Annotated in this window: 15 protein-coding genes; 14 read left to right on the top strand and 1 reads right to left on the bottom strand. The window is 61.3% G+C overall.

The window, feature by feature from the left end; all coding sequences use genetic code 11:
• Window positions 1-209 precede the first annotated feature (209 nt).
• Window positions 210-1130 carry an agmatinase gene (gene speB, locus RS584_RS19305; RefSeq protein ID WP_017382921.1) on the top strand — a complete coding sequence of 307 codons (921 nt, stop codon included), beginning with the start codon at window positions 210-212 and terminating at the stop codon, window positions 1128-1130.
• A gap of 3 nt (window positions 1131-1133) precedes the next feature.
• On the opposite strand, the gene RS584_RS19300 is transcribed toward speB, so the two are convergent.
• Window positions 1134-2345, bottom strand: a complete 1212-nt coding sequence (locus RS584_RS19300) for an MFS transporter (RefSeq protein WP_315750018.1) — start codon at window positions 2343-2345, stop codon at window positions 1134-1136.
• 415 nt (window positions 2346-2760) lie between these two features.
• On the opposite strand from RS584_RS19300, the gene RS584_RS19295 reads away from it, so the two are divergent.
• The 13 genes from RS584_RS19295 (at window position 2761) to RS584_RS19235 (ending at window position 13799) form a co-directional block, all read left to right on the top strand.
• Window positions 2761-3084, top strand: coding sequence for a Rieske (2Fe-2S) protein (locus RS584_RS19295; protein ID WP_003860044.1), 324 nt, complete (start codon window positions 2761-2763; stop codon window positions 3082-3084).
• Window positions 3081-3389, top strand: a complete 309-nt coding sequence (locus RS584_RS19290) for a recombinase-like helix-turn-helix domain-containing protein (protein ID WP_017382919.1) — start codon at window positions 3081-3083, stop codon at window positions 3387-3389. The genes RS584_RS19295 and RS584_RS19290 overlap by 4 nt, the downstream gene beginning before the upstream one ends.
• A gap of 10 nt (window positions 3390-3399) precedes the next feature.
• On the top strand, window positions 3400-4419 hold the full coding sequence (locus RS584_RS19285) for an aromatic ring-hydroxylating dioxygenase subunit alpha (RefSeq protein ID WP_315748478.1): 1020 nt from the start codon (window positions 3400-3402) through the stop codon (window positions 4417-4419).
• Window positions 4419-5168, top strand: a complete 750-nt coding sequence (locus tag RS584_RS19280) for an SDR family oxidoreductase (protein ID WP_193042160.1) — start codon at window positions 4419-4421, stop codon at window positions 5166-5168. Before RS584_RS19285 ends, RS584_RS19280 begins: the two co-directional genes overlap by 1 nt.
• A 12-nt stretch (window positions 5169-5180) precedes the next feature.
• Window positions 5181-5969, top strand: a complete 789-nt coding sequence (locus RS584_RS19275) for an IclR family transcriptional regulator (protein WP_230239543.1) — start codon at window positions 5181-5183, stop codon at window positions 5967-5969.
• A 78-nt stretch (window positions 5970-6047) separates the two neighbouring features.
• Window positions 6048-6974, top strand: coding sequence for a VOC family protein (locus tag RS584_RS19270; RefSeq protein ID WP_015571827.1), 927 nt, complete (start codon window positions 6048-6050; stop codon window positions 6972-6974).
• Complete coding sequence (locus RS584_RS19265; RefSeq protein WP_315748477.1) at window positions 6971-8158, top strand: NAD(P)/FAD-dependent oxidoreductase; 1188 nt, start codon at window positions 6971-6973, stop codon at window positions 8156-8158. Before RS584_RS19270 ends, RS584_RS19265 begins: the two co-directional genes overlap by 4 nt.
• A gap of 25 nt (window positions 8159-8183) precedes the next feature.
• Window positions 8184-9440 (top strand): MFS transporter, encoded by a 1257-nt coding sequence (locus tag RS584_RS19260; RefSeq protein WP_102990567.1) that lies wholly within the window; start codon window positions 8184-8186, stop codon window positions 9438-9440.
• Window positions 9441-9450: 10 nt separating this feature from the next.
• The gene (locus tag RS584_RS19255; RefSeq protein ID WP_059355444.1) at window positions 9451-9981 is read left to right on the top strand and encodes a cupin domain-containing protein; all 531 of its coding nucleotides are present in this window, start codon (window positions 9451-9453) and stop codon (window positions 9979-9981) included.
• 10 nt (window positions 9982-9991) lie between these two features.
• On the top strand, window positions 9992-10762 hold the full coding sequence (locus tag RS584_RS19250; protein WP_315750014.1) for an alpha/beta hydrolase: 771 nt from the start codon (window positions 9992-9994) through the stop codon (window positions 10760-10762).
• Window positions 10746-11540: an SDR family oxidoreductase gene (locus RS584_RS19245; RefSeq protein ID WP_032649463.1), complete on the top strand. Its 795-nt coding sequence runs from the start codon at window positions 10746-10748 to the stop codon at window positions 11538-11540. Before RS584_RS19250 ends, RS584_RS19245 begins: the two co-directional genes overlap by 17 nt.
• Before the next feature lie 9 nt (window positions 11541-11549).
• On the top strand, window positions 11550-12320 hold the full coding sequence (locus tag RS584_RS19240) for an aspartate dehydrogenase (RefSeq protein WP_017382913.1): 771 nt from the start codon (window positions 11550-11552) through the stop codon (window positions 12318-12320).
• A 9-nt stretch (window positions 12321-12329) separates the two neighbouring features.
• Complete coding sequence (locus RS584_RS19235; RefSeq protein ID WP_315748476.1) at window positions 12330-13799, top strand: aldehyde dehydrogenase; 1470 nt, start codon at window positions 12330-12332, stop codon at window positions 13797-13799.

Genomic DNA, 13799 nt, shown 5'->3' with positions numbered 1-13799 from the left:
GCACTTACCGGGCCTACGAATGTAGGCCGGAGAAGGCGAAGCCGCCATCCGGCAGAATGCTATACTCACTTGAACCCGTATGAATTAACGGCGATAATTCGCCCCAATATGCGATTTACGAATCAATCCCTTCCTCGTCGGGTTTAACGACGCGGAGGGGATTTTTTTTCATCTGTTTTTAATGTATCGACTTTATAAGAGGTCAGGACATGAGCACTTTAGGTCATCAGTACGATAACTCTCTGGTATCTAACGCGTTTGGTTTTTTACGCCTTCCGATGAACTTCCAGCCGTACGACAGCGATGCGGACTGGGTGATCACCGGCGTACCGTTCGACATGGCAACGTCCGGTCGCGCGGGTGGACGTCATGGCCCGGCGGCGATCCGTCAGGTTTCCACTAACCTGGCCTGGGAGCACAACCGCTTCCCGTGGAACTTCGACATGCGCGAGCGCCTGAACGTGGTGGACTGCGGCGATCTGGTGTACGCCTTCGGCGACGCGCGTGAGATGAGCGAAAAATTGCAGGCGCACGCCGAGAAACTGCTGGCGGCCGGTAAACGCATGCTCTCCTTCGGCGGTGACCACTTCGTGACCCTGCCGCTGCTGCGCGCCCACGCGAAGCACTTCGGTAAAATGGCGCTGGTGCACTTCGATGCGCACACCGACACCTACGCGAACGGCTGTGAATTCGACCACGGCACCATGTTCTATACCGCGCCGAAAGAAGGCCTGATCGATCCGAACCACTCCGTGCAGATCGGCATCCGCACCGAGTTCGACAAAGACAACGGCTTCACCGTACTCGACGCGGGCCAGGTGAACGATCGCGGCGTGGACGATATTCTGGCTCAGGTTAAGCAGATCGTCGGCGACATGCCTGTCTATCTGACCTTCGATATCGACTGCCTGGATCCGGCATTCGCACCGGGTACCGGTACGCCGGTGATCGGCGGCCTGACATCAGACCGCGCCATCAAGCTGGTGCGCGGCCTGAAGGATCTGAACATCGTCGGGATGGACGTGGTGGAAGTAGCTCCGGCCTATGACCAGTCCGAGATCACCGCGCTGGCCGCGGCGACCCTGGCGCTGGAAATGCTCTACATCCAGGCGGCGAAAAAAGGCGAATAAGCCTTACGCGCTGATTGCTGCTGCGCGCCGCATGCGCAGCAGCAAAATTCCCCCGGCAAGCAGGGTGACAACCTGCGAGACGACCAGCACCGAAAAGCCTGAACTGACCGACCCCACCGATCTCATCACCATCCCCATCAGCAGCGGAATAAACGCCGCGCAGATATTGCCGATCCCATTGATTATGCCGTAAGCGCTGCCCACCGCTTCCCGCGCGGCGTGATGCTGGATCACCGCCGGAATAGCCGCCCCCTGTAGCCCCCAGAAGACGTTAGCCGAAAGCATAAACAGCGCCAGCCAGGCAGGCTGATGGCTGAGCATCAGCGCGACCACGGACAGCGCCGTCAACGTACCGCCCACCACAAACAGTACCGGCGCCTGTTCCGGCCGCATTTTGTCGAGCAGCACGCCACCCAGAAACTTTGACCCCAGGCTGAGCAGGAAGGGGATCGCCGCAAGCCAGCCCGTGGCATGCAGCGAGAAGTGGTGCTCGTCACGCAGCCATGCGGGTAACCAGGCGCTGCTCCCCCAGAGATAGCTCAGGGTGGCGATTTCAACCAGCAGGATCCAGCCCAGCAGCGGCGTCTGCCAGGCCAGCGTGAAGGTGTGGACAAACCCCGGCTTTTTCGTGGTCGGGAGCTTGCGCGGCGCGGGCAGAAAACGCCAGATTAAGCCGCCGCCGAGGAGAAGGTTGATTGCCGCCAGTGCATAAAACGACCCGGCCCAGCCCAGATGCGACATCAGCCAGGTCACCAGCGGAAAGCCCACGGCCAGCCCGAGCGAGACGCCCAGCGCGGTCACGGCGTTGGGTTTGCCGATCTCTTGCGCGCTAAAGTTATCGCTGATAAAGCGCGTTTTCAGTGAAAAAAGCGGTCCCTCCGCGATCCCCAGAATCACGCGGGCGAAGAGCATTCCCGTCAGCGAGCCGAGCAAAGGTGAAGCCGCGCAGACCGCGGCCCAAATCGCAATGCTGCTTAATAATCCCTGCCGATAATGAAGTTTGCTTTCAATAACTGGCGTTAATAATAAAGCGGAAAACCCATAACCCAGAAGAAAGCAGGTCATGAGCAGGCCCTGTAACATTCTGTTTTCATTTAACTGAAAATGTTCGGCAAATTCCGGGTTTAAAATCATTACCGAGATATTTACCCGATCGACGTAGGAAATAATAATGAGTAATAAAAGCGCAATCGTGCCTTGCCATCTTGCCGTCATCATGTCCGCCTTACGTTTTTTGTAACTTATATTTTTCATCAATGTGATTGTCACGGAGCTAAAATGATTCACCTGTGAAACTCTTTGTTTAATAAAGATAAATAAAAAATAAGTTTCACAGGTGAAACGCGATAGAGGTAACGTTCATTTATTTTTAGAGAGCAAAAAGAAAAGAAGTCAATCTGTTTTATTGAAAATAAGAGACCATTAAAAAAACCTATTTCTCACGCTGCAATAATGAAAATTTCATATCGCTGCATTTTTTCGTGATCCCTTGCACACTTAGTTAATTAATCGCCGATCAATTAACAAATTCGTCACATTGTCGCTTGACGAAACATTCATCGCTTTTATATTGACCGTATTAAATAAGAAACAGAGTTTCATATATGAAACAAAAGCCTGGAGGATCGTGATGAGCTGGATAGGCGTATGTGACGCAGAGCAAGTACAGGAAGATTTCCCTTTTAGCGGCAACGTCGACGGTAAAGAGATCGGCGTTTACCTGATCGACGGTGAATATTACGCGCTGGAGGACGTATGCCCGCACGCCTATGCCCTGCTGAGTCAGGGCTTCGTGGAAGACGGCAAGGTGGAATGCCCGCTGCACGAGGCGGTGTTCGACGTCAAAACTGGCCAGTGCCTGCACGGCCCCGGTGGTCGCAACCTCAACCGCTACCCGGTTCGGGTCTTTGAAAATCAAATCCAGATTACCTTCGTCGAGGAGACCGTGGCATGAGCGACACCCTGAACTACAACCCGGCGCTGCCGGAAAGCCGCCAGTTTACCCCACCGGCAGAGGGCGGTAACGGTGCCATTCATAAGCCAGGCGATTACACCAACCTGATCTGGCAAACCCGCAGCCGCGAGCCGGAAAGCTGGGAAGTGAAGCTGATTGCGACGCTGGAAGATCTCTTCGAGCAGGGCGTTGAAACCTTGCCGGAGCTGGTAAGCGGGCTGAACGCGGTGCGTATGCACGACCAGCAGGGCGAGCCGTGGAGCGACGCCAGCTTCCAGGCATTCTTACAGGTTAACGGCTACTGAGGGCAACGCGATGACGACCGTACAAAACTATCTTGATAAAGGCCTGCGCGGCCTCTGGTATCCGGTGCTGGCGAGCTGGGAAGTGCAGTCTGCGCCGGTGGGCATCACCCGCCTGGGCGAGCAGATTGTGGTCTGGCGCAATAAAGATGGCCAGGTTCAGGCGCTGGAGGACCGCTGTCCGCATCGCGGCGCGCGCCTGTCGATGGGCTGGAACCTCGGGGACCGCATTGCCTGCTGGTATCACGGCGTTGAGGTGGCGGGCAACGGCGAAGTGAAAGACGTGCCCGCCGTGGATAAATGTCCGCTGGTCGGCCAGCAGTGCGTGCGCAGCTATAACGTGCAGGAGGCGCACGGCGCCATCTTCCTGTGGTTTGGCGTCACCGCGGACCAGCGGCCGGACGAACTGACCTTCCCGGATGAACTCGCCGACACGGAAAACTTCAGCAACTTCCTCTGCACCGCCGCGTGGAAATGCAATTACCAGTACGCGCTGGAAAACGTGATGGACCCGATGCACGGCACCTATCTGCACTCCTCGTCGCACTCGATGGCGGAAGGGGATCGCAAGGCCGACATGGTGCTCCAGCCGACCAAAACCGGCTTTATTTTCGAGAAAAAAGGGCAGAGCGGCGTCAATTTTGACTGGGTGGAGCTGGGCAACAGCGGCACCTGCTGGATGCGCCTCTCCATTCCGTACAAGAAGCGCTTCGGACCGGGCGGCCACTTCTTTATCGTCGGCATGGTGGTGCCGGAAGATAACGACAACTGCCGCGTCTTCTTCTGGCGCATCCGCCGCGTGCAGGGCTGGCAGCGCGATATGTGGCGCTTCATGTACCGCAACCGTCTGGAAAAACTGCACTGGGAAGTGCTGGAGCAGGACCGCGTGGTGCTGGAGAGCCTGGCGCCAAACGCGCGCGATCATGAGTACCTGTATCAGCACGACGTTGGCCTCTCGCGCCTGCGCCGCATGATGCAAAAGGCCGCCAAAGAGCAACTGGCGATGCGTGAAGCACAGCAGGGAGCCGCCTGATGAACGGGCTGCTGAGCGGAAAGCGCATCGTGGTGACCGGCGCCGCGCGCGGGCTGGGCTACCACTTTGCCAAAGCCTGCGCGGAGCAGGGCGCGGCGGTGGTGATGTGCGACATCCTCAAAGGCGAGCTGGCCGAGAGCGCCCACCGGCTACTCGAGCAGGGCTATGCGATCGAATCGCACGTTATCGATCTGGCCGATCAGCACTCTATCGACCAGGTGTTCAGCGCCATTGGCGAGCAAGGGCAGATTGACGGCCTGGTGAACAACGCGGCGATGGCGACGGGTGTGGGCGGCAAAAACATGCTCGATTACGATCCGGATCTCTGGGATCGGGTGATGAGCGTCAATGTCAAAGGCACCTGGCTGGTGACGCGCGCCGCCGTGCCGCTGCTGCGCGAAGGGGCAGGCATTGTGAACGTCGCGTCCGACACCGCGCTGTGGGGCGCGCCGCGCCTGATGGCCTACGTCGCCAGCAAGGGGGCCGTCATTGCCATGACGCGTTCAATGGCGCGCGAGCTGGGTGAAAAGCGCATACGAATCAACGCCATCGCGCCGGGCCTGACCCGCGTCGAGGCAACCGAATATGTGCCGGCCGAGCGGCATCAGCTCTACGAAAACGGCCGCGCGCTCGCGGGGGCGCAGCAGCCGGAAGACGTCACCGGCAGCGTGGTCTGGCTGTTAAGCGATCTGTCGCGGTTCATCACCGGACAGCTGATCCCGGTCAACGGCGGTTTTGTCTTTAATTGAGGTAGGGCGATGATGGCAAACGATCGGGAAGTGAAGTATCTGGTGCCGGGGCTGGAGCGCGGTTTACAGCTGCTGTTGGCCTTTGGCGAGCAGCATCGCGATCTGACCTTTGCCGAACTGCACCGGCTGGTGGATATGCCGAAGGCCACCGCCTATCGCGTGGTACAGACGCTGGAGTACATGGGCTTTCTGGAGCGCAACGCGCGCACCAATACCTTCTCGCTGGGCATGAACGTGCTGCGCCTGGGCTTTGAGTACATCGCCTCGCTTGACGTGGCGCAGGTCGGTCAGCCGGTGATCGAGCAACTGCGCGACGTGAGCCAGTGCAGCAGCCACCTGGCGATCCGCGACGGGCGCGACATTATCTACATCGCCCGCGTCAGCGCCGCCGGGTCGCGCATCAACCAGGTCAGCATTGGTACCCGCCTGCCGGTGCACTGCACCTCGCTCGGCCGCATGCTGTTGACCGATATTTCCCGCGCTGATTTCGAACAGCTGTTCCCGCATGAGCGTCTGCCGGGCAACACGCCGGGGCAGCTTCACGACCGCGAAGCCCTGTGGCAGATGGTGCAGCAGGACAAAGCCCGCGGGTATGTCATCGGCGAATCCTTCTTCCGCCACGGCATCTCCTCCATCGTCTACCCGGTGTATGACCGAAGCGGCCGCGTGGCGGCGGTGGTCAGCATTCTGGTGCCGTCGGAGGAGATCCCGCAGAGCGACCGCGAGCGCCTGCAAAACGAGGTTCGCCTCGCGGCGGATAAAATTTCTGGCTTCTTAGGGTATTTGTCACAGGCCAGTTAAATCAGTGAGTTAACGTCAGGCGCTTGACTGCGTCGGGCATGTTTTACGCCCAATCTGGGCCAGATGAGGCAACGAACGATGAGTGTAACCGGAATTGAAAAGCTGGAATTTGGTGTGGAAGACCTGACGCACTGCGCCAAATTTATGCGTGATTTTGGCCTGACGGGCGATGCCAGCGGCCAGCGTTTCACCACCCTGAGCGGCGCGCGCGTGGAGCTTAACCCGATCGACAGCCCCGACCTGCCGCCCGCGTTTGAAGCGGGCAACACCCTGCGCCGCATGACCTGGGCGGTTGCCAGCCAGTCTGATCTGGACGCGCTGCGCCCGAAGCTGGCGCAACAGCCAGGTTTTCGTGAAGTGGGCGACGCGCTGGAGTGCCTGGACCCGAACGGCATGACGCTGCGCGTGCAGGTGACCCAGCAAACTGACGTGGAGCTGAACGTCGAGCCGATTAACCAGTGGGGCGATGCCCGCCGTATCGACACCCCCAGCCCGGTTTACGATCGCGCCCAGCCGATCAACGTGGGGCATGTGGTGTTCTTCGTGGAAGAGCTGGCGGCAGTGGAGAAATTCTACCGCGAGGTGCTCGGCTTCCAGGTCTCGGACCGCTATATCAACCGCGCCGTGTTCCTGCGCTGCGGCGTGCGCGGCGGCCATCACAACCTGTTCCTGCTGCAACTGCCGAACCGCAAGCGCGGCCTCAACCACGTGGCCTTCACCGTGCGCGACATCCACGAGGTGATCGGCGGCGGTATCGCGATGAATAAACATGACTGGAGCACCTTTATCGGGCCGGGCCGTCATCCGGTGTCGTCGGCGTACTTCTGGTACGTCAACAGCCCGACCGGCGGGGCGTTTGAGTATTACACCAACGATGATTATCTGACGGAAAACTGGCAGCCGCGTGAGCTGGAGCATTCGCTGGTCTCCTTTACCGAGTGGGCGGTGGAAGGCGGGATTGACCACGACACGCGCCGTCAGCAGAAAAAGCCGGAGGCGGTATGACGTCGCGCATTGTCATTATCGGCGGCGGCCAGGCGGGCGGCTGGGCGGCGAAAACCCTGCGCGATGAGGGTTTCGACGGCGAGATTTGCGTGGTAGCGGAAGAAGAGTGGGATTTCTACGAGCGCCCGCCGCTGTCGAAAGCGTCTTTGCTGGAGCCGGACGCGGGGCTCCCAAGGCTGTTTAGCGACGAGGTGCAGCAGGCGCTGAACCTGACCTGGTACCGGCCGCTGCGCGCTGAATCTGTCGATCGCGATGAGAAAAAAGTCGTTCTTAGCAACGGCGAGCAGCTTAGTTACAACATCCTTTTAATCGCTACTGGCGGTCGGGCGCGCCTGCCTTCGCAGGCGTGGGCCAGCCATCCGCAGGTCTATACCCTGCGCCACTGGCAGGACGCGCAGCGGCTGAAAAGTCGTCTGGCGGAAAGTAAAAAACTGGCGATTGTCGGCGGCGGCTGGATCGGAATGGAGATTGCTGCCTCGGCGCGTAAAAGCGGCGTGGCGGTCACCCTGTTCGAGCAGCAGCCTGCGCTGTGCATGCGCTCGGTGAGCGGCGAGGTGTCGCAGCGCCTGGAGGCCATCCACCGCGAGCAGGGGGTGGAGATCCGTACCGGCTGCGGCGCGCTGGAGCTGGAGGACGACGGCGGCCTGCCGGTCATCCACTGCGACGGCCAGCGTGAAACCTTTGATGCGGTCGTGGTGGGGATCGGCGTCGATCTCAATCTGGAGCTGGCGCTTGATGCGGGGCTGAAAACCGGGCATGGGATCGTGGTGGATGCCCAGGGACGCACCTCGGATCCATTCATCTTTGCCGCAGGAGATGTCGCCCAGCACCATCACTACGGCTTGTGCATCCAGTCCTGGGCCTTCGCCCAGAATCAGGCGGTGGCGACGGCGAAAGCGATGCTCAACCCCGATGCGCCAGGCTACGACGACGCGCCGTGGCTGTGGTCGGATCAATACCAGCACAACATTCAGATCCTCGGCATTCCGCAGCCAGGCAGCAGAACGGTCGTGCGTGAAGAGGCGCTGTACTTCTCGCTGGACGACAACGGGCGGCTGACGCAGCTGGTGGCGTTCGACGATGCGCGTACCGTCAAGCTGGCGAAGCGCTGGATGGCGGCGGGGCGGGATCTGTCCGACGTCCCGCTCGCCGACCCGACCTTTTCACTGATGTCACTGCGATAGCTAAACCGCACCCGTAGGGGGAGAGATGACCACATTAGAGACCAACACCGCGCCCGTTGAGGCAAGCGGTGAGGGAACCCGCACGCCTGAAAAAGCGGTGCGCTGGGCCATCCCGCTGTCGCTGCTGGCCTGCGTGCTGCTGGCGTTTTTCGACAAAATCAGCATCGCGGCGCTCTTTTCTGATACCCATTTCCAGCAGGCGATGGGCATTGATTTCGACACCACGCGCCTCGGCATTTTGATGAGCGCCTTCCTGCTGAGCTACGGCTTCTCATCGGTGTTTTTGAGCGGTTTAGGCGACAAAATCGCGCCGCTGCGACTGCTCACCGGGATGATGGCGGTGTGGTGCGTGCTGATGGTGGCGATGGGCTTTACCCATAACTACACGCTGATGATCGTCCTGCGTATTCTGCTGGGCGTGGCGGAAGGACCGCTGTTCCCGCTGGCCTTCGCCATCGTACGTCACAACTTCCCGCAGCATTTACAGGCACGCGCCACCATGCTGTGGCTGCTGGGGACCCCGGTGGGCGCGGCGATTGGTTTCCCGCTTTCCCTCTGGCTGCTGAACACCTTTGGCTGGCAGAGCACTTTCTTTGTGATGGCCATGCTTACCGTGCCGGTGCTTATCTTTGTGCGCATTGGTCTGCGCGGGATCCGCCTGGAGGCAAAACCCGGCACCTCGCAGGCGTCCCGGGACGAGCGGCGCGCGGCGCGGCGTGAGCTGTTCGTCAGCCCGCACTTCTGGATCATCTGCATCTTTAATATCGCTTTCCTGACCTACCTGTGGGGCATCAACGGCTGGCTGCCGGGCTACCTGATTAAGGGCAAAGGCATTCATCTGGAGCATGCAGGCTGGCTGTCGTCGATGCCGTTCATCGCCATGCTGGCGGGCGAGGTCATTGGCGCGTGGCTCTCGGACAGGGTCGATAAGCGCGCGGCGGCCTGCTTTATCTCCATGGCGGGGGCGGCCGTTGGGCTGACGGCGGTGATGCATCTCGACACCCCGCTGACCATCATCGCGGCGATGAGCTTTAGCACCTTTATGTGGGGCACCGGCGCACCCAACATTTTCGCCCTGCTGGCGAAGGCCACCCATCCCCGGGTGAGCGCCACGGCGGGCGGTATCTTCAACGGGCTGGGAAACTTTGCGGGCGCGCTGTCGCCGGCGGTGATGGGCGCGCTTATCGCCTTCACCCACAGCATGGATTCCGGGCTGATTTTTCTGGCGGTGATGGCGGCGGTGGGCTGCGTCCTGTTACTGCCGCTGCTGAGACGTTACTGAGGAGAGTGTCATGACTGATTCAACCGTAACCAACAAAACGGGCATCAAACCTGACCATCTGACGATGGAAGAGTGGGTCGAGTCGCGCATCGCGCGCTTCGAAGGCCGTAAATACGACTGGAACGCGCTGAAGTTCCAGGCCGATTTTGACCAGAAATACCGCCGGGCGCAGATGCGCTACATCGGCACCGGCGCAACGGGCGTCGCGAACGACACCAACACCGTGCAGGCGGACCATTTTACCTTCTCCACCATGGTGCTGCCGTCGAAGTGCGAAGGACCGCTGCACCTGCACGACGACGTGGAAGAGGTGTTCTTCATGCTCAAGGGGCAGATCACGCTGATGATCCAGGACGGCGACAACTACACAGAAACCGTGCTGCGTGAGCGTGACCTGATCTCCGTTCCGCCGGGCATCTATCGCGGCCTGTTTAACCACGGCGAAGAAGAAGCGCTGATGTGCGTCATGCTGGGGACCAACAAGCCGGAAATCCCGACCTACCCCGCCGATCATCCGCTTTCCAAAGTGAAGCGGAACTAAGGGGGGCATGATGACGGGTTTTCGTGAACAGGGAAGCGGCATCCCGCTGATGCTGCTGCACGGGATCAGCTCCGGCGCAGCCTCCTGGCACAAGCAGATGGCGCTGAACGGCTTTCGCGTGCTGGCGTGGGACATGCCCGGTTACGGCGAAAGCCCGATGCTGGCCGTAGCGCGGGCAAACGCGGGGGATTACGCCGACGCGCTGGCGGCGATGCTGGATCGCGCCGGTGTCTGGCAGGCAGTGCTGGTCGGCCATTCCCTGGGGGCGCTGGTGGCCAGCGCCTTTGCGGCAAAGTTCCCGGATCGCGTCATTCATCTGGTGCTGGCCGACGCCGCGCAGGGGTACGGCAATGCCGCGCCGGAGCAGCGCGAGCAGGTCTGGCGCAGCCGCGAGCAGCAGATAGCGCTCGGCGGCGACATCCTCGCCCAGACCCGCGCCGCGAAGCTGCTGCGCCCCGGCGCGCGCGCGGAAGATATCGCCGTCGTCGCGGCGGGCATGCGGGCGCTGCGCCCGGAAGGCTACCTCGCTGCCGCATGGATGCTGGCACATGACGACATTCACGGCTGGCTTAAACGCTACTCCGGCACGTTTGAAGTCTGGTGCGGCGAGCAGGATGCCATCACCCAGCCGGAACTGGTTCAGGGTCTGGCGCTGCGCTACGGCATGCCGTTTATCGCCATTCCGCAGGCCGGGCACGCCAGCTATCTCGATAACGACGCGTTTTTCAACCAACAGCTTTTACGCATTAACGAAGAGGTGCGCGATGAATGCACAAATTGACGGGCGCGTAGCGGTCGTTACCGGCGGTTCTTCCGGCATTGGCTTTGAAACGCTGCGCCTGCTGCTGGGTGAAGGGGCGAAAGTCGCCTTCTGCGGCCGTGACCCGGACCGGCTCGCCAGCGCCCATGCGACGCTGCAAAACGAATTTCCTCACGGGGAGATTTTTGCTTACCGCTGCGACGTGCTGAACGCCGACGAAGTTCAGGCCTTCGCGGATGCGGTGCAGGCGCGCTTTGGCGCGGCGGATATGCTGATTAACAACGCCGGGCAGGGCTACGTGGCGCACTTCCATGACACCCCGCGCGAGGCGTGGCTGCACGAAGCCGAACTCAAACTGTTCGGGGTGATTAACCCGGTGCAGGCGTTTCAGCCTCTGCTGGAGCAGTCCGACATTGCCTCTGTTACCTGCGTGAACTCCCTGCTGGCGCTACAGCCGGAGGAGCACATGATCGCCACCTCTGCCGCTCGTGCCGCGCTGCTGAACATGACGCTGACGCTGTCGAAAGAGCTGGTGGGCAAAGGTATTCGCGTCAATTCCATTCTGCTCGGCATGGTGGAATCCGGCCAGTGGCAGCGCCGCTTTGAACACCGGGCGGACAAAAGCCAGAGCTGGCCGGAGTGGACGGCGGATATCGCGCGCAAGCGCGGCATTCCGATGGCGCGCCTCGGCAAGCCGCAGGAGCCCGCGCAGGCGCTGCTGTTCCTCGCTTCGCCGCTGGCCTCGTTTACCACCGGCGCGGCGCTGGACGTTTCCGGCGGCTTCTGCCGCCATCTGTAAGGACACATCATGAAAAAGGTAATGTTGATTGGTTTTGGCGCCATGGCGCAGGCGGTGATTGAGCGCCTGCCCGCCGGCGTGGCTATCGGCTGGATCGTGGCGCGCGCGTCTCACCATGCCGCCATTCACGACCAGTTTGGCGATGCGGTTGAGGCGCTGACGTCGCCGATGGCGTGCGCACAAACGCCGGATCTGGTGCTGGAATGCGCCAGCCAGCAGGCGGTGGCCCAGTACGGGGAAGAGATCCTGCGTCGCGGCTGGCATCTGGCCGTCATTTCCACCGGCGCGCTGGCGGACAGCGCGCTGGAGCAGCGTCTGCTCGCTGCGGGCGGAAAACTCACCCTGCTTTCCGGTGCGGTGGCCGGTATCGACGGGCTGGCGGCGGCGAAAGAGGGCGGCCTTGAGCGCGTTACCTATCAGTCGCGCAAAAGCCCGGCCAGCTGGCGCGGCAGCTATGCCGAGCAGCTTATCGATCTGAATGCGGTGTCAGAGGAAAAGGTCTTTTTTGAAGGCAGCGCCCGCGAGGCGGCGCGGCTGTTCCCGGCGAACGCCAACGTGGCGGCGACCGTGGCGCTCGGCGGCGTCGGGATGGACGACACCCGCGTGCAGCTGATGGTTGACCCGGCAACGAAACGTAACATCCACACGCTCCATGTGGAAGGATTGTTCGGCGAGTTTCATCTGGAGCTGAGCGGACTGCCGCTGGCTTCTAATCCTAAAACCTCCACCCTGGCGGCACTGAGCGCGGTGCGCGCCTGCCGCGAGCTGGCCCTGAGCTGAGGAGAGACGATGGACGATCTGAAGATTTTTATCGGCGGCCAGTGGCGACACGGCGGCGGCAACCCGATGCAGAGCCACTTCCCGGCAGACGGGTCGATCAACGCGACGCTGAACGCCGCCAGTCTGGATGACCTGGAGGAGGCGGTAGACGCCGGAGAGCGCGCCTGGCGCGATCCCGCATGGCGTAACAGCCTGCCGCATATGCGCGCGAAGATCCTGCATAAGGTTGCCAATCTCATTGAATCCCGCGTCGATGCGCTGGCGCAGATGCAGAGCCGTGATAACGGCAAGCCGCTGGCGGAAGCGCGCGGGCTGGTGATGAGCGCGGCGGGAACGGCGCGCTACTTTGCCGCCGCCTGCGAGCTGCTGGAAGGGGAACTTCCGACGCCGCGCCAGCCGGATCTGCTGACGCTGAGCCGCTATGAGCCCCTTGGCGTGGTGGCGGCCATCACGCCGTGGAACTCGCCGATTGCCAGCGAAATGCAGAAGGTCGCACCGGCGATTGCCGCCGGGAACGCGGTGATCCTCAAGCCCGCCGAAGCCACGCTGCTGATGGCGCTGGAGCTGGCGCGGATTTTTGAACAGGCCGGGCTGCCCGCCGGGCTGCTGAGCGTGTTGCCGGGCAAAGGGTCGGTGATTGGCGATGCGCTGGCGCGCCATCCTCGCGTGCGCAAAATTTCCTTTACCGGTGGAACCACCACGGGCCGTCATCTGGCGCACGTGGCGGCGGAAAAACTGATCCCGGCCTCGCTGGAGCTGGGCGGCAAATCGCCGACCATCGTGCTGGAGGATGCTGATATCGAACAGGCCGCACGCGGGATCTGCTATGGCATTTTCAGCTCGGCGGGGCAGGCGTGTATCGCCGGGTCGCGGCTGTTTATCCACGAGAGCATTTACGCCCCGCTGATGGCGAGGCTGCTGGAATTAACTCGCGGGCTGCGCGTCGGACATCCGTTTACCGACGGCGTCCATGTAGGACCGCTGATCGGCGAAAAACATCGCCAGAGCGTGATCGAGTACGTCGAGCTGGCGAAGCGTGAAGGGGGCCGCGTGCTGTGCGGCGGTGAGATACCCGCCGATCCCGCTCTGGCAAACGGCAGCTTTTTCCTGCCCACGATTATCGAAGGGCTGAGCAACAGCGCCCGCGCCTGTCAGGAAGAGATCTTCGGCCCGGTGCTGGTGGCGATGTCGTTTGGCGATGAAGCCACGCTTATCCGCGAGGCGAACGACTCGGTTTACGGCCTGGCGGCGGGGATCTGGACGCGCGATACCGGGCGCGCCCTGCGTCTCAGCGAGCAGCTGGAGGCAGGCACGGTGTGGATCAACACCTACAAAGTCTTTGCGATTTCGACCCCGTTCGGGGGCTTTAAAGAGAGCGGTCTGGGCCGCGAGAAGGGTATCCAGGGGCTGAAAGCCTGGATGCAACAAAAGAGCATTTATCTGGCGACGGGTAACAGCGTCAACCACTGGTGCGACTGA

This window comes from Enterobacter sp. DTU_2021_1002640_1_SI_PRY_ASU_LCPMC_013 (assembly GCF_032389435.1).
GTDB lineage: Bacteria > Pseudomonadota > Gammaproteobacteria > Enterobacterales > Enterobacteriaceae > Enterobacter > Enterobacter hormaechei_C.
This window is presented reverse-complemented; position numbering and strand designations above follow the sequence as displayed.